23 protein-coding genes and 2 pseudogenes are annotated in these 24,471 nt (G+C 29.9%); 19 read left to right on the top strand and 6 right to left on the bottom strand.

The window, feature by feature from the left end; all coding sequences use genetic code 11:
* Positions 1–330 precede the first annotated feature (330 nt).
* The 14 genes and pseudogenes from ACJDU8_RS00965 to ACJDU8_RS00900 all read left to right on the top strand — a co-directional run bounded on the left by ACJDU8_RS00965 (position 331) and on the right by ACJDU8_RS00900 (position 11,444).
* On the top strand, positions 331–738 hold the full coding sequence (locus ACJDU8_RS00965; RefSeq protein WP_406790360.1) for a restriction endonuclease: 408 nt from the start codon (positions 331–333) through the stop codon (positions 736–738).
* 454 nt (positions 739–1,192) lie between these two features.
* Entirely contained in the window at positions 1,193–1,630 is a 438-nt protein-coding gene (locus tag ACJDU8_RS00960) for a Panacea domain-containing protein (RefSeq protein WP_406790282.1), read from the top strand.
* A complete protein-coding gene (locus ACJDU8_RS00955; RefSeq protein WP_406790281.1) occupies positions 1,627–2,637 on the top strand; it encodes a hypothetical protein in 1,011 nt (336 codons plus the stop codon). The genes ACJDU8_RS00960 and ACJDU8_RS00955 overlap by 4 nt, the downstream gene beginning before the upstream one ends.
* 239 nt (positions 2,638–2,876) lie before the next feature.
* On the top strand, positions 2,877–3,287 hold the full coding sequence (locus tag ACJDU8_RS00950) for a hypothetical protein (RefSeq protein WP_406790280.1): 411 nt from the start codon (positions 2,877–2,879) through the stop codon (positions 3,285–3,287).
* 90 nt (positions 3,288–3,377) lie between these two features.
* Positions 3,378–3,674 carry a hypothetical protein gene (locus ACJDU8_RS00945; protein WP_406790279.1) on the top strand — a complete coding sequence of 99 codons (297 nt, stop codon included), beginning with the start codon at positions 3,378–3,380 and terminating at the stop codon, positions 3,672–3,674.
* 11 nt (positions 3,675–3,685) lie between these two features.
* Positions 3,686–4,216 carry a hypothetical protein gene (locus tag ACJDU8_RS00940; RefSeq protein WP_406790278.1) on the top strand — a complete coding sequence of 177 codons (531 nt, stop codon included), beginning with the start codon at positions 3,686–3,688 and terminating at the stop codon, positions 4,214–4,216.
* A 969-nt stretch (positions 4,217–5,185) separates the two neighbouring features.
* Complete coding sequence (locus ACJDU8_RS00935; RefSeq protein WP_406790277.1) at positions 5,186–5,320, top strand: hypothetical protein; 135 nt, start codon at positions 5,186–5,188, stop codon at positions 5,318–5,320.
* A 1,024-nt stretch (positions 5,321–6,344) separates the two neighbouring features.
* On the top strand, positions 6,345–7,124 hold the full coding sequence (locus ACJDU8_RS00930) for a PhzF family phenazine biosynthesis protein (RefSeq protein ID WP_406790276.1): 780 nt from the start codon (positions 6,345–6,347) through the stop codon (positions 7,122–7,124).
* Positions 7,125–7,321: 197 nt separating this feature from the next.
* Positions 7,322–7,519 (top strand): alpha/beta-type small acid-soluble spore protein, encoded by a 198-nt coding sequence (locus ACJDU8_RS00925; protein WP_406790275.1) that lies wholly within the window; start codon positions 7,322–7,324, stop codon positions 7,517–7,519.
* 125 nt (positions 7,520–7,644) lie between these two features.
* Positions 7,645–7,788, top strand: a pseudogene (locus tag ACJDU8_RS00920) (IS3 family transposase); the annotation flags it as partial.
* 51 nt (positions 7,789–7,839) lie between these two features.
* Positions 7,840–9,011, top strand: a pseudogene (locus ACJDU8_RS00915) (iron-containing alcohol dehydrogenase).
* Positions 9,012–9,351: 340 nt separating this feature from the next.
* Positions 9,352–10,359 carry a glycerophosphodiester phosphodiesterase gene (locus ACJDU8_RS00910; RefSeq protein ID WP_406790274.1) on the top strand — a complete coding sequence of 336 codons (1,008 nt, stop codon included), beginning with the start codon at positions 9,352–9,354 and terminating at the stop codon, positions 10,357–10,359.
* Between the two features lie 38 nt (positions 10,360–10,397).
* Positions 10,398–10,862 carry a pyridoxamine 5'-phosphate oxidase family protein gene (locus tag ACJDU8_RS00905; protein WP_406790273.1) on the top strand — a complete coding sequence of 155 codons (465 nt, stop codon included), beginning with the start codon at positions 10,398–10,400 and terminating at the stop codon, positions 10,860–10,862.
* 69 nt (positions 10,863–10,931) lie between these two features.
* Positions 10,932–11,444: a GNAT family N-acetyltransferase gene (locus tag ACJDU8_RS00900; protein ID WP_406790272.1), complete on the top strand. Its 513-nt coding sequence runs from the start codon at positions 10,932–10,934 to the stop codon at positions 11,442–11,444.
* A gap of 317 nt (positions 11,445–11,761) precedes the next feature.
* On the opposite strand, the gene ACJDU8_RS00895 is transcribed toward ACJDU8_RS00900, so the two are convergent.
* From ACJDU8_RS00895 to ACJDU8_RS00885, 3 genes are all read right to left on the bottom strand, one after another.
* Positions 11,762–12,433, bottom strand: coding sequence for a DL-endopeptidase inhibitor IseA family protein (locus ACJDU8_RS00895; protein WP_406790271.1), 672 nt, complete (start codon positions 12,431–12,433; stop codon positions 11,762–11,764).
* Between the two features lie 384 nt (positions 12,434–12,817).
* The gene (locus tag ACJDU8_RS00890) at positions 12,818–13,480 is read right to left on the bottom strand and encodes an SdpI family protein (protein ID WP_406790270.1); all 663 of its coding nucleotides are present in this window, start codon (positions 13,478–13,480) and stop codon (positions 12,818–12,820) included.
* Positions 13,464–13,757, bottom strand: a complete 294-nt coding sequence (locus ACJDU8_RS00885; protein ID WP_406790359.1) for an autorepressor SdpR family transcription factor — start codon at positions 13,755–13,757, stop codon at positions 13,464–13,466. Before ACJDU8_RS00885 ends, ACJDU8_RS00890 begins: the two co-directional genes overlap by 17 nt.
* 219 nt (positions 13,758–13,976) lie before the next feature.
* On the opposite strand from ACJDU8_RS00885, the gene ACJDU8_RS00880 reads away from it, so the two are divergent.
* From ACJDU8_RS00880 to ACJDU8_RS00865, 4 genes are all read left to right on the top strand, one after another.
* The gene (locus tag ACJDU8_RS00880) at positions 13,977–14,570 is read left to right on the top strand and encodes a superoxide dismutase (protein WP_406790269.1); all 594 of its coding nucleotides are present in this window, start codon (positions 13,977–13,979) and stop codon (positions 14,568–14,570) included.
* Between the two features lie 127 nt (positions 14,571–14,697).
* Positions 14,698–15,462, top strand: coding sequence for a MerR family transcriptional regulator (locus ACJDU8_RS00875; protein WP_406790268.1), 765 nt, complete (start codon positions 14,698–14,700; stop codon positions 15,460–15,462).
* A gap of 98 nt (positions 15,463–15,560) precedes the next feature.
* Entirely contained in the window at positions 15,561–16,094 is a 534-nt protein-coding gene (locus ACJDU8_RS00870) for a CDP-alcohol phosphatidyltransferase family protein (RefSeq protein WP_406790267.1), read from the top strand.
* 275 nt (positions 16,095–16,369) lie between these two features.
* Complete coding sequence (locus tag ACJDU8_RS00865) at positions 16,370–18,526, top strand: EAL domain-containing protein (protein ID WP_406790266.1); 2,157 nt, start codon at positions 16,370–16,372, stop codon at positions 18,524–18,526.
* Positions 18,527–18,987: 461 nt separating this feature from the next.
* Here ACJDU8_RS00865 and ACJDU8_RS00860 read toward each other — a convergent pair whose 3' ends face one another.
* Genes ACJDU8_RS00860 through ACJDU8_RS00850 form a run of 3 tightly spaced genes read right to left on the bottom strand, consistent with a single transcriptional unit; the run spans position 18,988 to position 23,936 of the window.
* Complete coding sequence (locus tag ACJDU8_RS00860; protein ID WP_406790265.1) at positions 18,988–20,307, bottom strand: efflux RND transporter periplasmic adaptor subunit; 1,320 nt, start codon at positions 20,305–20,307, stop codon at positions 18,988–18,990.
* 2 nt (positions 20,308–20,309) lie between these two features.
* Complete coding sequence (locus ACJDU8_RS00855; protein WP_406790264.1) at positions 20,310–23,450, bottom strand: efflux RND transporter permease subunit; 3,141 nt, start codon at positions 23,448–23,450, stop codon at positions 20,310–20,312.
* Between the two features lie 24 nt (positions 23,451–23,474).
* Positions 23,475–23,936: a MarR family transcriptional regulator gene (locus tag ACJDU8_RS00850; protein WP_406790263.1), complete on the bottom strand. Its 462-nt coding sequence runs from the start codon at positions 23,934–23,936 to the stop codon at positions 23,475–23,477.
* A 292-nt stretch (positions 23,937–24,228) separates the two neighbouring features.
* On the opposite strand from ACJDU8_RS00850, the gene ACJDU8_RS00845 reads away from it, so the two are divergent.
* Complete coding sequence (locus ACJDU8_RS00845) at positions 24,229–24,441, top strand: hypothetical protein (RefSeq protein ID WP_406790262.1); 213 nt, start codon at positions 24,229–24,231, stop codon at positions 24,439–24,441.
* Positions 24,442–24,471 lie beyond the last annotated feature (30 nt).

The raw sequence follows: 24,471 nt of genomic DNA, 5'->3' as shown, positions 1-24,471 counted from the left end.
TAGCCTGGATTAAAAGAACTAGACAAGCTTAATTGTATAAAGAAGCGGACACAGTTTCAGGTCAGGAGAGTAAATAATATACTCACAGCTCTATCTGAAAAGGAAGTGAAAATGGTAGAGGCAAAATATTTTAATAGGATTAGTTATAAAAATATAGTTTCTTAGTAGGAAAGATTATAAAATATGATTTGAATATATAAGTAAAATTTAGAACAGTAAATTTGTTTTAAGCTTTATTTGTGTTTTCTGTAAAAATTAGCAGGAATATGATGATTTATATAGAAAAATAAAATATATAATTATTAATTTTATTTTTCAAGGGGTAATTCTATAGGAGTATATAATCCATTTAAAGCCGATACTACAGATACGACAAATACTGAGTTTGAGGAATATGTTTCTAATATAGTGAAGCAAATAAGTCAAAATGAGGGTATAAAATGTAATGTTAAACATAATTATATTGCAAGAGTAGATGATGGAAATTATCAAATAGATGTCATGGTTAAACATACATTTTTAGGAGGACAATTTATAACATTGATAGAATGTAAGAAATATAAAAATCCTGTTCCGAGAGAAAAAGTAGAAATCTTATATAATAGGATTAGGTCAATAGGTGCTCACAAGGGGATGTTATTTTCGACTTCACGTTTTAAGCAAGGAGCAATTGATTTTGCAAGGAAACATGGGATTGCATTAGTCCAAATAACAGATGGAACTTACCATATAATGTAAAATCAGAAAATATGGAGAAAATTAAAATTCCATCATGGGTTAAGTTACCTAAGTATTGTGGAGTTATGGTGAGTAAAATAAATGATGGAATCAACTGTTTATTTATTACTAAAGAACATAACTATGGAATAATAAATTTTATAATGAATTAATAAAGTAGTATATTTAAATAGGACGTTATTACCTTAGAAAAACTTATTTAAACAAGTCCCATGATAGCAGTATAAATCATAATATAAATAGATAATGCCATAAAATTAATTAAATATATTAGAAAAGCAAGAAAAATAGAGATATTATACAATAAACCGGAATAAGAAAATGTATTGAACGTTGCAAAATAAAAAAGCTAATATTTTAAAAATTGGCAAGCTTTATATATATACATAATAAATATATAATTAAGATAATAAAAGTATATTATAATGATTTTTTGAATAGGAGGAAGCTTATTATGTATGATGCTATGGATATTGCTGAATATGTGCTAAATTATTGCGAAAATGAACTGAATAAGCCAATCACAAATTTACAATTACAGAAATTTTTATATTATATTCAAGGTTATCACTTAGCAGAGTATAAAGAACCCATTTTTGACAATGATATTGAAGCATGGGCATATGGGCCTGTTGTACCAGATGTTTATTATTGCTATAATGCCAATGTATCAAAAAAAATAACGGGTATAGAGCTAGGTGCCTATATTGAACCAAAAGATAAAGATTTAATTAATAAGGTAGTTAATAAATTAATCGATATACCAGTATGGGATCTTGTAGACAAAACTCATAAAGAAGAGCCATGGAAAATTAATTATATTTCACATTCAAATATAGAAATACCGTTAGAAGATATAAAAAATTGTTTCATAGGAAAGGTTAATTTATGAGTTACGTAGCAGATAAAGATGTTGAAGAGGTATTAGAGTATATATTAAGCAATAAAGATATAACTAATATTGATGAAATACCTAATATTAGTGGTACTAGGATAAAATATAGTTATATCTTTAATTTTATTCAAAAGTTAGATGATGAACAAAGAGATCAACTTAATACTACTACAAATGATTTAATAAATAGACTTAATAAGGATGAAGATAAGGATATACTTTTAAAATTATTAGATTATTTAGCATTAGAAATTCCTAGAGCTACTACCTATAATGGATTTAGAGAACAGATAGCTAGATCACAAATAGCAGAAAGAAATTTAAGAAAACAGATAAGAGAAAAAACATCTCTCTTAGATAAATATGAAATAAAGATTGAAAAGTTACAAACAGACTTCATTGGAATATTGAGTATATTTTCCACTGTTGTACTAGCATTTTTTGGCGGCTTATCTATATTAGGAAGTTCTTTGGATAATATTAGTAAAGTAAGTAAGTATAGAATAAGCTTTATTGTTTTGATAATTGTTTTTTCTATATTTAACATAATATTTATGTTATTGAATATTATATCAAAATTGACGGATAAAGACATAAGTGTGAAATGTAATAAGGAAAATATATGTGAGAGTTGTTCTGAAAAAATAAGCTTAAGATGTTTAATAAAGAAATATCCTTTAGTTTATTGGTATAATTTAATATGTATTGTTTTGATGACATGCGATTTTATCGCGTTCATAATAGATAAATATAATGTCATTACGTATATATTTAATTTGAATTATAAGGAAAGTTATAGTAAAGTGGGCATTATAAGTTTAATAATCATGATTATCATAACTTTTTTAATATTAATTTATAAATTTATTTCTAATAAAATAAAGATTTATAAAAGAAAAAATAAATTGACGTATGACTTAAAAAATAAAGAAATAGAAATTAAAAGTGATTCTGAAAATGTTATAATAAATATAAAAGCAAGTGATAAAACAACTGGGAATTAAGCTAGAATATACTATAATTCCTATCATATAAAATGCCCCTATAGTCTGACACAAACAATTGTGGACAGGCGTATACTAAAAAATAAAATGGGTATATAGCAGACTTTCAGAGTCATTTGAAATTATATATAATTAAGAAGCAAATTATTAATGATCCTTTTCTAGTTAGTCATTTCATTATGGTGGATTATTTAATTTAAAGATTATAAAAACAGGGTACAGATATTTTTACAAAGTATATGTCTTATTTTTTTTTATATTGTACGATTGCACATCTTATTGTTCATAGTCGTACTTCTTATCTGCCACTTTCTTTTACTGGTCATTTTAAGTATTCTCCATATTCTCAAGATTATAGTGTTAATAATTTACCTTCTTCTTTTTCTAGTGATGGTGTTTCGGGTGGGGTAACTTCTATACCTCTTGATTCTTCTGAGGTTGTTAGTACTAATGATTTTTTTAATAAAGGTGTTGATTCTTCCGGAAATATTGCTACTATATATTCTGCTACCGGTGCAGTTTCTGATACTATAACTGCTACGCCTATTTCTACTACGGAAACTACGGATGATGGGACTAATACAGTAGCTCAAACAGTACAAAATGCAGTAAATACTATAGCAAGTAAATTAGGAGGAACAGTTTCATGAATTGAGGATGGATGGAAAGTTGTTACTACGAGTAATACCTTTATAATATTAACAAATAGTAATTATGTTATCAAATCTGATACTGAGGAATTGCCTCCTCAAGGATATGTTCAAGGGAATGTTGAAGGGGTTTCTAGTGTAGATGCTGGTAAGCAAGGTAAATATGTTCCGGGGCATAACAATGATAATCCGTCTAGATCACAATGGCCACAAGGACAAAATGGTGTAGATCTGACCCAAGAAGCATGGATGAAGGGGGCACCTGCTAAACCTGATGGAAGTGTAAGGATATACGATTTTGGTAGACCTGTTGGCCCAAATGGAGAAACCAGAGTCAAGGTCCATGTGAATACAATAGGTAACATACATGGGTATCCGGTACCGTAGGAGGTTTTTATATGAAAGAAAAATTAATACATATTGTTGAATCATTACGTAAAAAGGGAGATTACCGTTATATTTTATCAAACTATGTTGATTATAATGCATGGATGGATAGAATTCAAAAATACTTTCCTAATACATCAATTGAAAATTTTACAGATTTTAATTATTCAACATGCTTTACTATGTTTATAAATATATCAAATACTGATGCAAAAATTGGTACTGAAAGTTTTACACACTTTGTAAAGAAAAATTTGTATTTAGACAGAATACAGATACAAGTTTCTGTATTAGCCCCTTATGCAACGTTTAAGTATGTTAGGCATGTGTTCGAAAATGGAGAAATTAAGATGTGTGATAGCTTCAAACCATTCCTTGAAGAACATAGTTCTATAGGAAGATTAGTTTTCGAATTTCTAAATAGCTCAGGGTTGACAATACTAGATAAAGAACTGCTATCAGTTGAAATACCTAATATTTCATTAGAATTAAAAGAATCTAATGTTACAGTTTATAATTGTTTGTTTGAAGATGAATATTAATTAATACAAAAGCTGGACGTAGTAGAAATCGCCATAAGGGATATTACTGTATACCAAATAGTAGATACCAGGTAGGAATTAGTGCAGCATGTGGTTTTGTTGGACAATGAGCTATTGAGGTAAAATATAGCAAAGAGGGACTTAGTATTTCCATCTTCATATTTACAAGACATGACTTATTTTAAAGATTATGAAAACAGGGTACAGATGGTACACATGGTACAGATTGAAAGGTACACATAAAAACATCTGTACCCTGTTGTTATATCAAGGGTTTTAGGCTCCGGGTACAGATGGTACAGATATTTTTACAAAGTATATGTCTTATTTTTTTTACATTGTACGATTGCACATCTTGCACATAATTTAATGTGTACATATATGGGGATTATAAAATATAAATAATTAAGTGCAGAAATTTTTACCCCCTTTTTTACCCCTTATAGGATAAAATAAAGAGGTATAACAAGGGACAAGTTAAGAAATGAAATGAGAGTATAAGAGGGTTTGGGGGGATTGGCGAACTATGCAAAATTGCTTCTCGAAAATCCAGAGGCCGCAGGTTCGAGCCCTGCTGGGTGCGCCATCAAATGTTGATAACACTGAATTTCGGTGTTTTTTATTTTACCCTGAATAAAGTTTGGCCCATTTTTTTGCCCCTTATAGATTTTTTAAGATAAAAGAGAGTTATTTTGCACCCATATAATTATACAAGTCATTTAATTTTGATGATGCTTTTTTCTTCATGCCCTCTAATACATGAGTATATATAAAGTGCTGGATATCTTACTTACGGACAGTGATTTAGATAGATTATGTTTAAGTTAATTAATAATCCTATTATTGTAGATAATATTTACACTGTGAATTGATGAATACTATACTTAAAAGGATAAATATATATTTACATGCCGATATGTTACATTAGATAAGAGAATTGAATAACGGAAAATATGAGAAGGTGTAAGTATGATACTGACCGAATTTTGCAGACAAAAAATAGGGAAGATAGATAATGAAATTAGGGCTGCGGAAAATAATGGGGATTTCAGAAGTTCTGAAATAAAAACAAATACCGGGGACTTCCATCCTCGGTATAAGTAAAAGCTATCATGACTGAAAAGTGACTATATTAATATGAAAACTATTAATAAAAAGATGTAGTTATATTAATATAATATCCAAAACTAGATTTATTATACATAAAAACAGGTAAGAATAGACATAATTAAATAAGTCCATGGGAGGGGATAATAATGAAAAAATAAGAGGATTTTTTATTGCTTTTGGTATAGCTTCTGGCCTTTACTTTTTTGATTTACCGTTCTTGAAAAATGAAGGATATTAGATATAGTATTTTTAAGGAAATTTTAAGAATAAGTATGTAAAATAATTTATTAATAGATCCTTTGTTGCTACAAAGGATTATGAAGAGATAAGAAGCTTAGATGACAAGTGCTTATCTCTTCACAATATTTAAAAAATGATTAAATTTGTTACAAATAGTTAATCATTATGACATTAAGCTGTAACAAATACCACATATAATTATAAGTGTTCTAAGGAAACAAGCCTTAGTTTAAATAAATAGTTTATAAATTAATGCCCCCCAAAGCGTAAATATAAACTGGTGTCTGTGGTTGCAGGGCACTTTAAATTTAAATGCAACTGCCAAAATATAATAAAGCAATAATCAATATTAATTTGTCTCCTTAAAATAATGGTATATAAAAATAGGCACTCGTCATTTAGAGTGCTTATTTTTGTTGGAAAAAGTCAAATTATTTAAATATTGTGGATAATGTGCATAACCTGTGGATAAGTTGTTGATAACTTGTGGATTGGTAGGAAAGTGATAAGTATAAGGATAAGAAATATTATAAGGGGTGGTATTATGGGTAAATTCACTGATGTGCTAAATAATAAAGAGAGTACCAAAACAGCTCAGTAATAATTATTGAATTTTTCTCCTCAAAAGGAGGAATCTTTTCTTTTTTTGGAGAAATATTAATTCAACATATATTGTGCAAGTATAATTTACCAGGTCTGTGAATATAAAAAAGTACTATAATAGTCTTACATTATCAAAAGATGCTAAGAAGATACAAGTAGTAGTGGAGGGATGGAAATGAGAATACCAATTTATCAGGTTGATGCATTTACAAATGAACAATTTAAAGGAAATCCAGCTGCGGTATGTCCATTGAAACAATGGATAAAAGATGATTTAATGCAGGAAATTGCTAAAGAAAATAACTTATCTGAAACTGCTTTTTTTGTAAAAAAGGGCGATATATATGAACTAAGATGGTTTACCCCAGAAGAAGAAATTGATTTATGTGGACATGCTACAGTAGCAACTGCTTATGTTATATTTGAATATTTAGAAAAAAATTTAAAGGAGATAAGTTTTGATACAAAGAGTGGAATTTTAGGGGTATCTAAAAAGGATAATTTAATTACAATGATATTTCCATCAAGAGAAGGAGAAAAAAGTAAGATACCAGAAGAATTGATAAGGGGCTTAGGAAAGGAACCAAAAGAATTATATAAGTCTAGAGATTATATGGCGGTGTTTGAAAAAGAAGAAGACATAAAAAATCTTAATTTAAACATGGAAGAATTAAAAAAGTTAGATGCATTTGGAATAATAGTAACAGCTAAAGGTAATGAAGTGGATTTCGTATCAAGATACTTTGCACCAAAATCAGGAATAAGTGAAGATCCAGTGACAGGTTCATCACATTGTACCTTAGTACCATATTGGAAAAAGGTCTTAGGTAAAAATGAATTTGTAGCATATCAGTTGTCTGATAGAGGAGGAAAGTTATACTGTACTGATTTGGGAGGAAAAATAGAAATATCGGGTTCAGCTGTTTCTTATTTAGAAGGCTACATAAATGTTTAGAATTATTTTATTGATTTAAGTTATATAATGGAATAGAGAGATGTGGGTTACGTCCAATTATAGTGAATGTTGCTTCCAGAAATACCTCTTTTGCAGCTGTTTCCATATATTTATTCAATTACCTAGAGTATTTTTTATAGAAATGTACAAACTTTAAGCATAAGCAGTAAGGATTACTATAAAAAGGAGTGTTGATTGTGGCGTATAGTAGTAATAATTTAGTAGTGCCACAGGCTAGAGAAGCTTTAAATAAATTTAAGATGGAGTCAGCCCAAGAAATTGGGGTAAACTTAAAGAATGGCTACAATGGAGATTTAACTGCCAGAGAAGCTGGATCCATAGGTGGAAACATGGTTAAGAAGATGGTTGAAGCCTATGAACAGGGTTTAAAATAAGTGAGATATGATAAAAAAGGCCTAGGGGAGATTTTTAAAATGGAACCTATATAATAGACACTTTAAAAAAGACTATTTATATAGGTTCTTTTCTTGTACAATAAAGCAGAAAGGTTGTGAAAAATATGAGTAAAAACCTCTTTTCTGATGAGGAAATTGAAGTTTTATTAAAGAATAAATATGTTAAATCTATAAGTAACCGTGGGATTACATATACAGATGAATTTAAAACGTTGTTTATCACTGAGTATAGCATGGGAAAACTACCTGCCAAACAGAAAAGATAAAATTAATATAAATTTGGATTTGGAGGGATTAGCTTGGAAAACATTCATGATTTTCGTTCGCCTGCAATAAATCTTATTGGTGTAGGAGCTATTAAAGATTTATCTACAGAATTATTACCATATAAATTAAGTAAAGCTCTGATTGTTACAGATAAAAATATAATAAGTCTTGGCCATGTTGAAGTAGTTGAAAAAATATTAAAGAACTTGTTTATCTCTTATGATATATTTGATGGTATCTTGCATCCAGATTGTACAATTTCATTTGTGGAAGATGCTCTTACATACTTTAAAAAAAGACTAAACATATTAAAGAGGGACTATCATTTTATCATATCTGTTGGAGGTGGAACCAATCATGATTGTGCAAAAGCTATAGCCATTGTAGCTACTAACGGTGGAGTTATAGAAGATTATGAGGGATATAAGAAAATGACAAAACCCAGTTTGCCTGTCATATCAATAAATACCACTTCTGGCTCAGGATCTGATGTAACTGGCGTTACAATTGTAAGAGATGATAGTAGAAGGGTAAAAATGGTTATTGCAGATCCAAAAATGATGCCCATAATATCTGTAAATGATATTAGGTTTATGATAACCATGCCTCCAAAGATAACTGCTAATTCTGGTATTGATGTTTTAACCCATTCAATAGAGGGATTTGTTTCTACGGAGGCTTCACCTGTTACAGATAGCTTGGCAATTGATGCTGTAAAGTTAGTTTTTGAATACCTAAGAAGGGCATATGAAAATGGAAATGATATGGAGGCTAGAGAAAAGAGATGTTTGCTGGTGTTATGGGGGGAATGGTTCTTAATAATGCAAGACTAGGATATGTTCATTGCATGTCTCATCAAGTAGGTGCACTTTATGAGGAAATGCATGGAGCTTGTAATGCAGTTCTGCTGCCCCATGTGTTAGAGTTTAATTCCGTATCAATACCAGAGGAAAGAATTTTTAAGATCAGTGAAGCTATAGGGATAAAAGCAATAGATAAAAAGAGTGCTATTAATAAAATTAAGTGTAGTATTCAAAATCTCTGTGAGGATATTGGTCTTCCAACTCATCTTAGTTCTATTGGAGTTGATGAAGATGATTTAGAGCTACTTTCAAAAAATGCTGAAAAAGTTATCTGTTCTTCTACAAACCCAAGAAGGGGAACCTTTGTAGATATAATGGATATTTTTAAAGCCGCTATGTAGATATACTACTAAATACCTAGCTGCAAAGTTGCTTTTTCATGTTTATATTAGTTATAAGTTTGTTTACAAATAGTTTATTAATATGACATTAAACTGTAACAAGAACCTTATACAATAATAAATGTCATAAGTAAATAACATTAGAGAAAATGAAAGTGATTTGTTTATAAGTATCCCCTTAAAAATAGTGTATGAAGATAAGTACCCATCATCTAGGGTGCTTATTTTTTTATGTACAAAGTAAATTTGCTTGAAGTATTTATGTCATTTGTTTTATAATTAAATCTAATATATATTTAATGTATAATATAATTATAATTACTTTTATAGGGATGGTATTATGTATAAGAAAATAATAGCAATAATTATTATTGCATTAGTTATATTGACATTGAGAACAAATGTTTTCATTTTAGATTATAACAATAATTACAAAAATTTTTCAAAAGTTTCCCATGCAAAGAGTTCAAAGTTAAAATTAGTTAGTAATAAAAATAATTATAATAGTTTATCGAATGTAAATATAAAGCAAAGATATAATTTTATAGATTTAAATAAACCCACCTTAGTGGCCCATCGTGGTGCAAGCAGTGATGCACCTGAAAATTCTATTCCAGCCATTGATGAAGCAGCTAAAATAGGGTATTGGGGTGTAGAATTAGATATATGTTCATCATCTGATGGTATATTATATTTATTACATGATGGAATACTTGATAGAACTACAAATGGACATGGTCTGATAACAAGAAAGAATTCACATGAAATAGATAAGCTTATAATTAACAGAGGATCTGATATATCCTCTTATCATGATTTAAGACTGCCTAGATTCAAAGATGCACTTATAGAGTGTGAAAAGGATAATCTTGTACCGGTATTTGATATTAAGTACCTTAGTAAAAAAAATAGGGATTTGGATACATTTTTAAGAATTATATATAAATATGGTGATGAGAAAAAGTTATTAGTTCATGCATTTAACTATAAATATTTAGAGTATTTGCGTAGTAAAGATAAACAAATTATTTTAATGCCTATGGTAAATCCTCAAAGTATAGTATATGGATATAAATATATAAAGCCATTTGGTTTTACAGGGGTCGATTCTAATATTGATTATCTAAATAAAAAAATTGTACAGCAGGCACATAGAGATGGTTTAAAAGTGTTTTGTTGGACGATTGATACACCTTTAGAATTAAATAAGGCTTTAAATTTAGGTGTAGATTTTATATACTCTGATACCTTTTATCCCAGTAGTATAAGACCTTTAAGAAAGACATTGCATTCGAATCAGCATGTGAAATCAGCACATAAAGTTGGTAATAAGGAGTACAAATTATAAAAGATTAGTTATTAGAAACTATTAAGGAAGGGATAATTATGTTTAAAGAAATAAGAAGAAAAGACAGAGAACTTGAGATTGAAGAATCAATAGAACTATTAAAAAGTTGTGATTACGGTATTTTATCTACAATAGGTGAAGATGGATATGCATATGGAGTACCGTTAAATTATGTTTATATAAATAATTCAATATATTTTCATAGTGCTGAAGAAGGGCATAAATTAGATAATTTAATAAATAATGCTAGGGTATCTTTCTGTGTAGTTGGACAAACATCTATCTTACCTGATAAATTTAGTACAAAGTATGAGAGTGTAATTATATTTGGAAGAGCAAATGAAGTTTTTGATAATGAAAAAAATACAGCCCTTTTAGAAATATTAAATAAATACTCTCCAGAGTACATAGAAAAAGGCAAAGAATATATTAAAAATGCAAGTGTAAAAACAAAAGTAATAAAAATAGGTATTGAGCATATTTCTGGTAAAGCAAGAAGATAATTTATGCCAATTGTATGTCAATATGACGAAATATAGAAAGACCAGATATTATGAAAGGAGCAGATATGAATGATAAGGAAAGCAGGGGAAGAAGATCTAAAGGATATTTTAGAAATTTATAATGATGCTATATTGAACACCACGGCTATTTACGCTTATAAGGTTCATAGTCTTGAGGATAGAATACAATGGTATGAAAAGAAGAAGCAAGCTGGGTATCCATTATTGGTATTTGAAAAAGATAACAGGGTTGCTGGATTTGCTACATTCGGACCTTTTAGAGATTGGCCAGCATATAAATATACAATAGAACATTCTGTATATGTTCATAAAGATCATAGAAGTGAGGGTATTGGAACAAGATTAATGAAAGAGATAATAAAAATTGCCGATGAAAGGGAATATGCAACACTTGTTGCTGGAATTGATGCAGCAAATGAAGGCAGTATAAAAATGCATAGGAAGATGGGGTTTAAATATTCCGGCACAGTAACAAAAGCAGGATTTAAATTTGGTAGATGGCTGGATCTTGTCTTTTATCAATTGGATTTAAAAGGACCTAAGATACCTTTAGAGGGATAAATTTGTGATTGAAATGTGTACTGATAAATATTAAAAAATAAATAGTTAATTAATAAATAGGGTGTTACATTATAATGAATAATTCATATAATAATAAATGTCCTAGGAAAATAACCTTAGAGAGAATAAAAAATAACGTATTTACGAAATATTCTAAAAGCAGATATGCTTGTTTAAAAACAAACACAAGAATGCTACTAAAGACTACACCCTCACCTTAGTAGCAAGATATGATTTAGAGGTTAATTATATATACTGAGAAATAAGCGCCACGTGATTTTAGGGGCTTATTTTTCACTTTTAATATAGTGTTCATATTAACTAATTCCCCAATTGTCAAATTTGTCTATAAGCCATTTATTATCAGAATAAATCAATACAGCACTTGCGGAAGATATATCTGTAGATTCCAGACAACGACCTCTTAAGGAAATGTATAGTTTATTACCTTCATATTTTTTATGTACAATTTCAGAATCTTTAACGATAAGCCTTGGTTGGGCATTTCCGTATCTCATGTAACAGTTACCATTAATATAAGTGAATATGTAATCTGCCATGGTTTCTATGGATTGGTGGGTATAATAATTTTTTAAATCGTAATTTTGGTTTAAATATTCATATATAGATTTGTACTTGCCTATGCTATCTTTTATCTTAACATAACTTATACCTGATATATCAATATATGAATTCTCATCTATATTAATTTTAAATATCTTATTGAAAGCTTGATCTCCCTTAAATAATAATTCTTTGATATTTTCATTGGAGATACAAGGTATATTTTCATCAGTATTTTTATTTATGCTCCATGCTTCCTTTAGTAAAGTCAGGTTTTGGTGCTTATGTTCATCTGAGGATTGGGTTTGGGCATACATGCTAAAACCCTCCAGAGAATTTATTAGGTAATTAGTATTATCATGTGCTAAGACTTCTCCGCCTATTGATATAGCTAAGCAAAGAAATAATACTGAAATTTTTTTCATAAACATTCCTCCTGAAATTATACTAAGGTATCTGGTATAGACAAACTTTAACCAAGTCCAAGAATCACTGGATAAATTGTATTTCATATCAGTAATAGCTTGTGATTTTTGTTATATAAACTATTTTTTACACATTATTCAAATTCATTCAATGCCCTGAAAAATTTTTTACAGAAATGTACAAATTTTAAGTGTTAAATAGTAGGAATTATTATAAACAGGAATGTTTATTGTAACATGCGGTACTAATAGATTGGTAATAGCAGAAGCTAAGAAAGTTTGAATCAGTCTAAAATGAAATTAGCTTAAGAAGTTAGAATAAATTTAAAATATAAACCAATACTTATGTTTAGAAAGTACTGGTTTATAATATTGATTGTATTTTTATTTTGTATAATTAATTTTATTATAAATTATATATGAATAAATTAATGGAGTAATTCCAATTACCAGCATAATCACTATGAAACCTATACCATTAAAATTTATACCCGTAAAAGCTAATAATATATTTATCATACCACCTGTAACCCATAATGGTCCTGCCATTCTATGAGTTTTTTTCCATACTTGTTCATTTGCTAAAGTCCAGGGAGTTTTTATTCCTACAAAATAGTTATGTTTAAACCTTCCCATTACATTCCCTATCAAAATAATTAGCAGGGACAGCATAATTTGTATAAGAATTGGTTTATTAACCACCATATTTTCTGCTATTAAAAGAGTCATAATTTCCATTCCAAATAAAAATATAATTACTATATATTTTAGATATTGGTAAGTTGACTTGAAGCTTTCATAGTTTTTTCCTCTAGGATCTATATAAGGAAGTATAACAAACAACAAGTAAATGCCAAGGTTTATTAATGGAAGGCCGAAAGCTCCGAAGAATTTACTCCCATAGCCATTTATTTCTCCTTTTATATTCCAATGTATAGGTACCCTGTCAGGAAGTGATTTGTAGAAATATGCACCTAGTATAAAGCTTAGAACAATAACAATTAAAATTCCCCAGTCCTTTTTTAAAACATCATTTATTTTCTTCATCTCCAGCTCCTCCTTCATTAACACGTGTAGTGTTAAAAAACCAATTAATTACTTCTTGCAATACTGTGGTATTAAGGGAATAATAAATATTCTGACCTTTTCGCTCATCTGTTACCAGTAGAGACTGTTTTAATGTATTCAGATGGTGAGATATGCTTGGCCTAGTCATATTAAAATGGTCAGCTATTTCTCCGGCAGTTAAATCTTTTTCTTTTAATAGTAAGATAATCTTTCTTCTTGTTGGATCTGCAAGTGCTTTAAAGGGCAAGTTAAGTATTGACACAATATACCTCCCTAAATCATATTAGATATTTAGAATATTATCTAAATATCTAATATGATTATATTTTCTTTTTTTGCAAATGTAAATACTTTTTAAGTAGCTTAGTAAAACAAAGAATATGGTTAATTATGTTATATACCGTTGACAATAATCTTTAGTTGATATAAAATATTATTATAAAATAATACTTTAACATAGAAAGGGGAAATTGAAATGAGTCACATTTTACCAGAATTACCTTATGATTATAATGCATTGGAACCATATTATGATGAACAAACTGTAAAGTTACATCATGATATACATCATAAAGGATATGTAGATGGATTGAATACAGCTGAATCTAAGCTTAAAGCAGCAAGAGAAAGCGGAGATTATTCACTTGTAAAGCATTGGGAAAAAGAATTGGCTTTCCATGGCAGCGGGCACATACTACATAAGATTTTTTGGGAAAATATGAAGCCAAATAGTGGAGGCACTCCTTCAGGTGAAGTATCCGAAAAAATTAATGAAGCCTTTGGAAATTTTGAGGCATTTAAAGAGCAATTTACAAAAGCAGCTATTGCTGTGGAAGGATCAGGATGGTGTGCTCTTGTGTGGAATAATATATTTAATAAATTAGAAATTTTACAAGTTGAAAAACATCAAAATTTAACCCAATGGGGTAGTACACCTATACTTGTAATTGATGTATGGGAACATGCATACTACTTGAAATATCAAAATAGAAGAGCAGAATTCGTTAATAATTGGTGGAATATAGTTAATTGGGAAGATGTAAATAAAAAATTATCAGAAGTTAAATAATAAAATATGGTTAAATTTATGGGGCCTAAATTCAGGTCCCTTTTTATTTTACAATTTATTTTTTAATATGGTATTGACATTGACCCTGCGTAAAAGTTTATATTTATATTATCAAGGAGATGGGTATATGGAATATACAGTGCAAAGATTAGCTAATATAGCCGGTATCAGTACACGGACACTTAGGTATTATGATGAAATTGGTATCCTTAAGCCAGCAAGGGTTAATTCATCAGGATATCGTATTTATGGTAAAAAGGAAGTTGATATATTACAGCAAATACTTTTTTATAGAGAACTAGGCATAAGTTTAGGGAGTATCAAAAATATTATAACTTCACCCTCTTTTGACAGGGCAAAGGCGCTGAAAGAACACCGTCATAAGCTTCTTGAAAAAAGGGTACAATTGGACTCATTAATTGAAAATGTTAATAAAACTATCGATTCTATGGAAGGGAGAACTATTATGAATGATAAAGAGAAATTTCAGGGTTTTAAACAAAAGTTAATTGATGATAATGAAAAAAAATATGGAAAAGAAATCCGCGAAAGGTATGGAGATAGTGTTGTTGATAGATCAAATACTAAATTAAAGAATATGACCCAAGAAGAATATGAAAGGATCACTGGAATTGAGAGTGAATTTATGAAAATTATTCACAAGGCATTTGAAACTAGTAATCCTTCAGGAAAACTAGCCCAAAAAGCTGCAGATTTACACAGGCAATGGATAAGTTTTTATTGGGACCACTATAGTAAAGAAGCACATGCTGGTATTGCTGAGATGTATGTCCAGGATGAAAGGTTTAAAGCGTACTATGATAAGAAACAAACAGGAGTAGCAGAATTTTTAAGAGACGCAATTTTAATATATACGGGAATGAAATACTAAGCTTATACCTGTATTGCACTGTATATTCAATTTTATCCTATTGATTAAAGTAAATAAATTTAAAGCTTTAAATAATTTATAAAATAAAGGAGTTTTTTATGAAAGGTGTAGCCAATGTTATTTCTATAAGTAGAATTATTTTCTCGATTATATTAGCATTTGCTTATAAAAATCAACCATTATTTATTCTGGTATATATAATTTGTGGATTTAGTGACATACTTGACGGATATATTGCACGTAAAACTAACAGTGAAAGTTTAATAGGTGCAAAACTTGATTCAGCCGCTGATTTAGTTATGTTTGGAGTTACTATAACAATTATAATTATTAGCATAGGAGATAGAGTGAAAATATTTTTTCCTTGGATAATTGTCATAGTACTCATTCGTTGTATAAATATTATTATTGGAGCATATAAATATCATTCTTTTATAATGTTACATACTTGGGGAAATAAGATAACAGGCATACTTGTTTTTATGATACCTTTAGTGCTTAGTATATTTCATAGTACAGCAATTCTATGGCCTGTATGTATTATTTCTATTTTGTCATCTATTGAAGAGAGCATTATACATATAACCTCCAATGAACTTGATTTAAATAGACGAAGTATAATTTTAAAATAAATAACCTGCTATCCTCTTAATAAATTCTTACTGTATCAACATTTCTTTAAGCTGATTTCATAATTATTCTAGAATTGACTAACATTGCTTTTTGAGCTAACATTTTATGTTAAGGGCAATTTTAAACTTATTCTTTTTATCGGGGGTTATGAGTTTAAGATTTTCTACATATATTTTTATTCCGTTAATTGATAAAGTTATTAGTGGGAATATAATATATAAATTAGAATATATGTATTTATGAATAATTTATTTAGGGGTTAGAGGTACAACGGATGAGAAATTTAAATAAGATGGTGAACATATTTTCTAAAATTGATGAAAGTTTTAAGAACAATCCTTTATTTATTTCAGTGAGAAGAGGACTTACTTACATGATTCCATTATTATTAACGGGTTCCATGGCACTAGTTTTTTTAAGTTTGCCAATTCCGGCATACCAAAGTATGATGAGAAAAATTTTTGGAGTCCAATGGCAAAATATTTTTTGGTGTATCCGTGATGGTACTTTTAATATATTATCACTAAGCATGGTTTTGTGTACTAGCTATTCTTATGTTATTGAGTTTAGAGAAATATATGCTCATAATGTCAGTCCAATTATTGTCTGTTCGGTGTCGCTGTGTTCCTTTATTATGATATTGGGAATTGGCAAGGAAAACTTTTCTATAGAGAATTTTGGAGTAGTAGGTATTTTTATTGCAGTAGTAGTGGCAGTTATTTCTTCTATGCTTTTTTTGAAGCTTAGTTCACTAGATTTTTTTAAAATAAAAGCGTTTACTGACGGCGCCAATTCAGCTTTTAATTATGCTGTGACCTCTATTTATCCTGCTTTAATCACAATAGTAGTTTTTGCAATTTTAAATCAGGTATTAATAAGTATTTTTGGCATAGCAGACATACAGAATTTCATATATAACTCTTTTAGTGGAATATTTTTTAGAATAAAATCTCCATTTTGGAACGGTATATTGTTTATATTTCTTATTCATGTATTTTGGTTTTTAGGTATGCATGGAAGCAATATTTTGGAACCAGTAGCCCAGAGTATATTTGTACCTGCACTTGCAGTAAACCAGACATTAATAAATTCAGGACAGGCTCCTACAGAAATATTCACTAAAACTTTTTTTGATACTTTTGTTTTAATGGGAGGCTGTGGCACAATTTTATGTCTTATAGGTGCTATTTTAATTACAGGGAAGTATAAAAACCAGCGAAGGTTAGCAAAATTATCAATTATTCCTGTGATCTTTAACATTAATGAATTAGTTGTATTTGGAATTCCTATTGTATTGAATCCTGTTTATATTATTCCCTTTTTATGTATACCCATTATACTGACTATGAGTTCTTATTTAGCTATGTATTCTGGTTTAGTACCTTATACTGTAAATCTTGTTGAATGGACAACACCCATTTTTTTGAGTGGATATATTTCAACTAATTCAATAAGGGGAAGTATGTTGCAATTATTTAATTTGATCTTAGGAATTTTGTGTTACATACCCTTTGTTAAACTGTCAGAAAATGTTTCATGTATAAGTATGAAAAATAATTTAAAAAAAGTATATGATATGTTTAAGAAAGGTGAAGAACAGGGAAAAGTTTATACATTTCTCACTAGGCATGATGAAATAGGGAATATATCAAGATTTTTAACAGCTGATTTAGAGCATGATCTTGAAAATGATAAGGTCATGTTATTTTATCAGCCCCAGATTGATTATGAGGGAAATGTTTTTGGTGCAGAAGCCTTACTAAGGTGGAAACATGATGTATATGGGTATATTTATGCTCCACTAATTGTGGCACTGGCGTTAGAGGCACAATTTGTAGATAAACTTGGTTATTGGATATTAGATAAGGCGTGTGGTGATTTAAGAGAAATGAATAAGTTGGGACTTGAAAATATAACAATATCTGTGAATATGTCTGCAGTTCAACTACAAAATGAGTGTTTTATTAGAAAGCTTGAAGAGATTATTAAAAAGCATGGAATAAGACCAAACAAGCTTGAAATTGAAATAACTGAACAGATAGCGTTAGAAAGCAGTAAAGAAATCATAAACCGAATTATTTCTATAAAAAAATTAGGAGTTAAGCTGGCCATGGATGATCTTGGTATGGGGCATAGTTCTTTAATGTATCTTAAAGAATATGAGTTTGATACTGTAAAGCTTGATGGTTCTTTGGTTCGTGAAATTTTGTATAATAATAATTGTTGTAATATTATTGAGTCTATTATATTTTTAGGTAAATTATTGAATTACTCAGTTATAGCTGAATATGTTGAAGAAGAAGAGCAGATAAGTGTACTCCATGAACTTGGATGTAATAGATATCAAGGGCATTTATATAGTAAAGCACTTCCTTATAATAACTTAATTCAATACATATTAAGTAAAGATACTAATAAATCCCAGGTATAATTTGGGGACTTTGAATGAAATATTATAAAATCATTTTTGATACTATTTTACATGGTTTTACATCAATTTTAGGTTATGTTACAATTAACAACATGCAAGTATATTTAATTATTTAAATTTGTAATATATTAAAAGCATATCAATCATTTTATGGCCATCTATATTTCAAAAATAAACATTTGATTTTTCAAATGTTTATTTTTTTATATCAGAATAGTTATCAACAGTATATTGTGTATAATGTGGACAACTAATATATAAATTGTAAGAGAAATGCTAAATAAAAGTAATAAATATGAGTGATGGTATGTACAAATTTATTGCCCATAGGTCAGATAATATTTATATATAAGATTGTTTGCATATAGAAAAACAAGTATCTAAGTGATGTTAGATACTTGTTTTTTGCTTGTAAAATAATTCGGATAATAGTGTTCAACATGAATTTATGTATACAGGAGCTAATTTAGAATTTTAACTTTATCCCCATCATTTAAAAAGGTTTGACCTTCAGGTACTATAAGATCTCCTACATTTATTTTTGAAGATATTATTTCGGTAATTTTATCATTTGAAAGTCCTGTAGTTACAGATATTTTCATAATTCTATTATTTTGTACCTTGTATAAATAGGAAATTCCATTTTCTACTTTTATGGCTTCGTTTGGAACAGTAATTACATTGTTCTTGTTTTCATCAGGTAATGATATCTTAGCGAACATTCCTGCTTTTAAATCACCTTCAGAGTTATTTGTTTTTATTTTAATTGAATATTCTTGGGTTGTACTATTTGTATCAGGACTTATGGTTTCTATAGAACCAGTTACTTTTTTATTAGATAAAGAAGGAATAACTATAGGTATAGACTGACCTACTTGGATTTTTGAAAGCATGGTTCCAGGTACGTCTGCTTCTGCTATAAGTGAACTTGAATCTATTATAGTTATAGATGCTGTTGCAGCTGGAGAAATTTCTCCTGGATGTATATTGACTACAGATACAATGCCAGAAATAGGAGACTCAATTATGGTATCGTTAATTTGAGTTTGTATTGATTTAAGTCCAGCTTCTGCCTGGGTTACTTGGGCTTCTGCCTGAGTTACCTGGGCCTTTGCCACTTCAATGGATTCAGGGCCAACTTTTCCCTGAATTAAGCTTAAATTTTGCTGGGCAGAAGACAGGGCAACGGATGCACTATCTAGTTTTGTTTTAGCCGTATCTAGATCCTGTTGTGAGACAGCTCCTGAAGAGTATAGTGATGATGTCCTGTCGTAACTAGTCTTTGCATCATTATAGCTTATTTGGGCGCTGTCTACTGCTTGCTGAGCTTGCACAACTTGTTGATCAACTCCTGAACTTTTAGTTTTATCTAAACTAGCATTGGCAGAATTTAAACCAGCATTGGCAGAAGCTATACTTGCCTGCTGCTGTTGGAGTTGAGCCTGCAGAGCATCTGAATCAAGGGTAAATAGTATATCACCACTTTTTACTGTACTACCTACTTGTACATTTAAAGTGTTAACTTTTCCCGATGATTTAGGAGAAACTGAAACTTCTTCATTGGCAGTCAGTTTTCCGGAATAATCTACACTCGTAGATAAAGATGTAAGTTCTGCCTTAATCACATTTACATTTTTAATGTGATTTTGAGGCTGTACTTTTTTATTTTTAATTATATTATGTACTATACTAAATATGATTAAAATTGCCAATACAAATAATATTGTTTTTCCTACATTATTTTTTAGTTTTAAAATAATATTCTTTATAGCATTCTTCATAATCACACCTCCTGGATTTCTGGATGTTTCTTTCTTTTTCTAAGTATATAATTTTTTAGATCGTCCATTAATGTATAGACTATAGGTAATATTATAGGAGTAAAGATGGTGGAAGCAATCATTCCCCCTATGACTACAGTGGCCATACTGGATTTTAACTCGCTGCCTTCTCCTAGAGACAGGGCAGAGGGAAGCATACCCACAATCATGGTAGCAGAGGTCATTATAATAGGTCTAAGTCTTCTTTCACCAGATTCGATCAGAGCTTCTCTTAAATTTTTCCCTCTCTTCATAAGTGTATTTGTATAGTCAATTAAAAGAGTACCATTTTTAGAGGCCAACCCATCAAGCATTATAAGTCCTATTATGGACATCATGTTTAAAGTTTTACCAGTAATGGCAAGTATTAAAATTGCTCCAATCAAGGCACAAGGTAGAGATATCATCCTGATAAGTGGTGTTAAAAATGACTCATAAAGTACAACTAATATCATATAAATAAGTATTAAAGAAATACCTAAAACTTCTATGAGGGAAATAAAAGTATCTGACATATTCTGCTGGCTTCCTCCAAATCTGATCTGGTATCCTTCAGGAACAGAAAGTGACCTTAATTTTTTAGTTATATCGCTATTTACAGCTCCTAATGTTTTGCCTTGTATATTTGCAGAAATGGTAGCTATATCCTGTCTATCCTGTCTAGATATGGATTGGGCACTGTCAGATTTAGCTACAGTTGCAATTTCACCCATTGGTACAGCTTGGCCTTTTTGACTAATTACTTTTATAGATTCTATATCTGAAGGGGTTTTTATGTCACCATCTTCAAATTTTACTGTTATATCATAATCGTCTCCGTTTGTTGTGTATACTCCACCAGAGGAACCCTGGAGTGCTGTTCTAAGTATGGAGCTTATATCGGATATAGATACACCGTATTGAGATGCAGCTAGCCTGTCTATTTGAACTCTCAATTCACTATTGCTTACTTTAGTAGAATTATTTACGTCTATAATTCCTGGAATGTTCTTTACTATTTCCTCTACTTTATTAGATATTTCTTTTATAGTGTCAGAATCATTACCTAATATTTGAATTGATATAGGGTTACTGCTACTGCCACCGCCTCCAACATCAGATTCATTTACAGAAAAGTTGGTTCCTGCTAAGGAAGCATTTCCCCAACTACGGACCTGCTTTGCTATTTCAGATTGAGATTTATTTCTTTGATTTTTGGGGTAAAGTTCTACAGATATACTTGCTGAATTTGGATTAGCAGACCTCATATTAGTACTGGCAGATCCTACTGTGGAATAATAGGTTTTTATTCCATGGACCGTATGTAAATAATTTTCTACCTGTTTAACAGTTTTATCCATCTCATTTAAGGTAGCTTCAGAATCAAAAGTCATATTTATGTTAAAGGTACCCTGATCTGTAGAGGGCATGAACTCAGTTCCTATAGCTCCTAAGGGTATTAAGAAAATGACTGCCATTGTGGCAGCTATGCTAATAGCTAATACTCTTTTTCTATGCTCTAATGACCAGATAAGTGCTTTTCTATATACAATTGTTACATTATCAATAGAACTTGAAACGGTATTAATTATTGTATATAATTTGGTATCTTTAATTTTAGTAAATTTGTGGGGAGTTTTTTTGTATTTATCATTATTTCCTTTAAATACTCTTGATGCCAGCATAGGGGTAATGGTAAAGGATACAAATAGAGAAAATAATGATGCAAAGGCTATAGTTAATCCAAATTCCTTGAAATATCTTCCTGTCATGCCTGATATAAAAGCCACGGGAGCATATACAACTACGTCGCAGAGTGTTATTGCAATAGCTGCAAGTCCTATTTCCATACGTCCGTCTATAGCTGCCAAATGTGGATTTTTTTTCATGGCTAAATGTTGTTTTATGTTATCAAGTACAACAATTGAGTCATCCACAAGTATTCCTATGCAAAGAGATAATCCCATTAGGGACATCATATTTAAGGTAAATCCCATAACGTACATCATAAAGAAAGTGGAAATGAGGGAAGTAGGTATTGCTATCATTACTATAAGTGAAGATTTCCAGCTTCTTAAAAATATAAATAGAACTAGGGCAGTTGTTATTATACCTTCTATTAAAGTACGTTTTATTTCAGAAAGAGAGGAGTTTATAAATGTTGTACTATCATATGCCGTTATCAGGTTAACGCCACGTGGAAGCCGTTTACTGATTTTTGTGAGTTCTGTCTTTACATTGTTTACGACTTCAATTACATTTGCATCACTTTGCTTTTGTATGCTTATTCCTATAGTGGATTTCCCATTTATCCTTACGTGCTGAGTTTCTTCAGGATACTCTAAATTTACATCTGCTATGTCACATAGACGCACTGTGCCACCGCTGGAAGTCGGTATTAGTAAATTTTTTATTTCGTCGATATTTTGGAATTGCCCCATAACTCTGACAGTTTCGTTTAAATTTTCTTGTTCTATCTGGCCTGCGGGAAGGCTTATGTTATCTGATTGTAACTTAGAAATTAAAGTGCTTGTGTTTATTCCATAAAATTCTATGGCGGATTTATTTAATTTTATCATAAGCTGTTTTTTCTGTATTCCTGAAAAAGTCACATTTCCTACTCCTTGAACTTCTTCTAAATCTTCAGTTATATTATTTGCCTCGTTATATAATTCATCATAGGATACATTTCCTGATACAGATAAAGTCAAAACAGACGTAGCATTTGGATCTACTTTAAGCAGAACAGGCTTGTCTGCATCTTTGGGAAGGCTACCTTGGGCATTGTCCACAGCTTTTTGTACATCTAAAAAAGCTGTATTCATATTTGCGCTGGTATTAAATCTTATGATAACTCGTCCAGTACCTTCTGTAGCTGTAGATTGAATATGATCAATACCGCTTATGCCAGCCACTGAGTCTTCAATGGGTTTTATTACATCCTTTTTTATATCTTCAGCACTGGCTCCAGAATAGGTGGTGGATATGGAGATTACGGGGATGTCCATAGATGGCATGAGATCTGCTCCAAGATTCTTATAGCCAAATACGCCGAGACCTAGCAAAAGTAATATAACCATGGTTATTGCAGCTGGTTTTCGTACAGATAGTTCGGTTAAATTCATTTTTTGACCTCCTTATTATAGATTTTAATCATTTCGACTTTTATAAGTTTTAAGAGCATGATTCAATTTTGAAAAACTGTAGATTACATCTTTTAAATCACAATTATTCAAAATAGAAAGGGATTGTATCAAAAATTGAGACCTCATTTCATCCGATTCTTTTATAAGATCACTTCCTTTATCCGTTAGAGACAGCATAACTACACGTCTATTATCTTCTGGTTGATATCTATGCACAAAGCCGTTAGTTACTAGTTTGTCACTTAAATTTGTAACAGCAGAGGGAGTTATTCCAAGTTCTTTGGCAAGTTTGTTTACTTTGTAAGGACCGTATTCTCTAAGTTGATATAAAAAAAATAATTGTGAAATAGAAAGCTTTTTATCATATTTGGATTTATGTGTTATGGATCTAATGAGTAACAAGAAATCATATAAATTTTTTTTTACCTCCTCAATAAGACATGCCTTATCTTTTTCATAGTTCATTAAGCTATCCCCTTTGCTAATATGTATATATACATAAAATAAACCATTTATCCATGAAGTTTCAAGTGTTAATAACAAACTTCATATAATATTCATCCACCTTAAATATAGCTTAAATATATCTTAAATATACTTTAAATATATCTTAAATATATCTTAAGATTGACTTATTGTATTCAGTAAATCTTCTTAGATAAATAAGCCTTATTTAGTAGCAGCAACGTTTATGGTGAAAATATTAACAATTCATTTACTTATTTATAATTAAAATTTTACAATTTGTAATGGAACTGTGATATTATTTGAAAAAATATATATTTGTGTTAAAATTTTCTTTAATGGTAATAATTATGGAAAATGTAAAATCAATTCAAATAGGGCCCTTGTAGCATCCATAGGTACAGGAGTTGCTGCAGTTTATGCAGTGGTACTTTCTAAGGATGCTGTAAGGGCCATATATAATGCTGATAAGGAATTGAGAAAAGGAACTGGAGAAAATTTTTAAATATTAATGGAGTTCTTGTAATTTGTTCAT

The organism is Candidatus Clostridium eludens (assembly GCF_045310515.1).
Classification (GTDB): Bacteria; Bacillota; Clostridia; order Clostridiales; family Clostridiaceae; genus Clostridium_B; species Clostridium_B eludens.
Note: the sequence above shows the minus strand (reverse complement) of the source record. Positions and strands in the feature narration are given on the sequence as shown.

Coding starts and splice junctions, on each gene's coding strand:
- ACJDU8_RS00950 (WP_406790280.1), top strand. CDS start 2,877: ATGTCTTATTTTTTTTTATATTGTACGATTGCACATCTTATTGTTCAT.
- ACJDU8_RS00860 (WP_406790265.1), bottom strand. CDS start 20,307: ATGAAGAATGCTATAAAGAATATTATTTTAAAACTAAAAAATAATGTA.
- ACJDU8_RS00880 (WP_406790269.1), top strand. CDS start 13,977: ATGAGTCACATTTTACCAGAATTACCTTATGATTATAATGCATTGGAA.
- ACJDU8_RS00955 (WP_406790281.1), top strand. CDS start 1,627: ATGAGTTACGTAGCAGATAAAGATGTTGAAGAGGTATTAGAGTATATA.
- ACJDU8_RS00865 (WP_406790266.1), top strand. CDS start 16,370: ATGAGAAATTTAAATAAGATGGTGAACATATTTTCTAAAATTGATGAA.
- ACJDU8_RS00855 (WP_406790264.1), bottom strand. CDS start 23,450: ATGAATTTAACCGAACTATCTGTACGAAAACCAGCTGCAATAACCATG.
- ACJDU8_RS00850 (WP_406790263.1), bottom strand. CDS start 23,936: ATGAACTATGAAAAAGATAAGGCATGTCTTATTGAGGAGGTAAAAAAA.
- ACJDU8_RS00895 (WP_406790271.1), bottom strand. CDS start 12,433: ATGAAAAAAATTTCAGTATTATTTCTTTGCTTAGCTATATCAATAGGC.
- ACJDU8_RS00930 (WP_406790276.1), top strand. CDS start 6,345: ATGAGAATACCAATTTATCAGGTTGATGCATTTACAAATGAACAATTT.
- ACJDU8_RS00870 (WP_406790267.1), top strand. CDS start 15,561: ATGAAAGGTGTAGCCAATGTTATTTCTATAAGTAGAATTATTTTCTCG.
- ACJDU8_RS00900 (WP_406790272.1), top strand. CDS start 10,932: ATGATAAGGAAAGCAGGGGAAGAAGATCTAAAGGATATTTTAGAAATT.
- ACJDU8_RS00940 (WP_406790278.1), top strand. CDS start 3,686: ATGAAAGAAAAATTAATACATATTGTTGAATCATTACGTAAAAAGGGA.
- ACJDU8_RS00960 (WP_406790282.1), top strand. CDS start 1,193: ATGTATGATGCTATGGATATTGCTGAATATGTGCTAAATTATTGCGAA.
- ACJDU8_RS00935 (WP_406790277.1), top strand. CDS start 5,186: ATGATACTGACCGAATTTTGCAGACAAAAAATAGGGAAGATAGATAAT.
- ACJDU8_RS00910 (WP_406790274.1), top strand. CDS start 9,352: ATGTATAAGAAAATAATAGCAATAATTATTATTGCATTAGTTATATTG.
- ACJDU8_RS00905 (WP_406790273.1), top strand. CDS start 10,398: ATGTTTAAAGAAATAAGAAGAAAAGACAGAGAACTTGAGATTGAAGAA.
- ACJDU8_RS00890 (WP_406790270.1), bottom strand. CDS start 13,480: ATGAAGAAAATAAATGATGTTTTAAAAAAGGACTGGGGAATTTTAATT.
- ACJDU8_RS00875 (WP_406790268.1), top strand. CDS start 14,698: ATGGAATATACAGTGCAAAGATTAGCTAATATAGCCGGTATCAGTACA.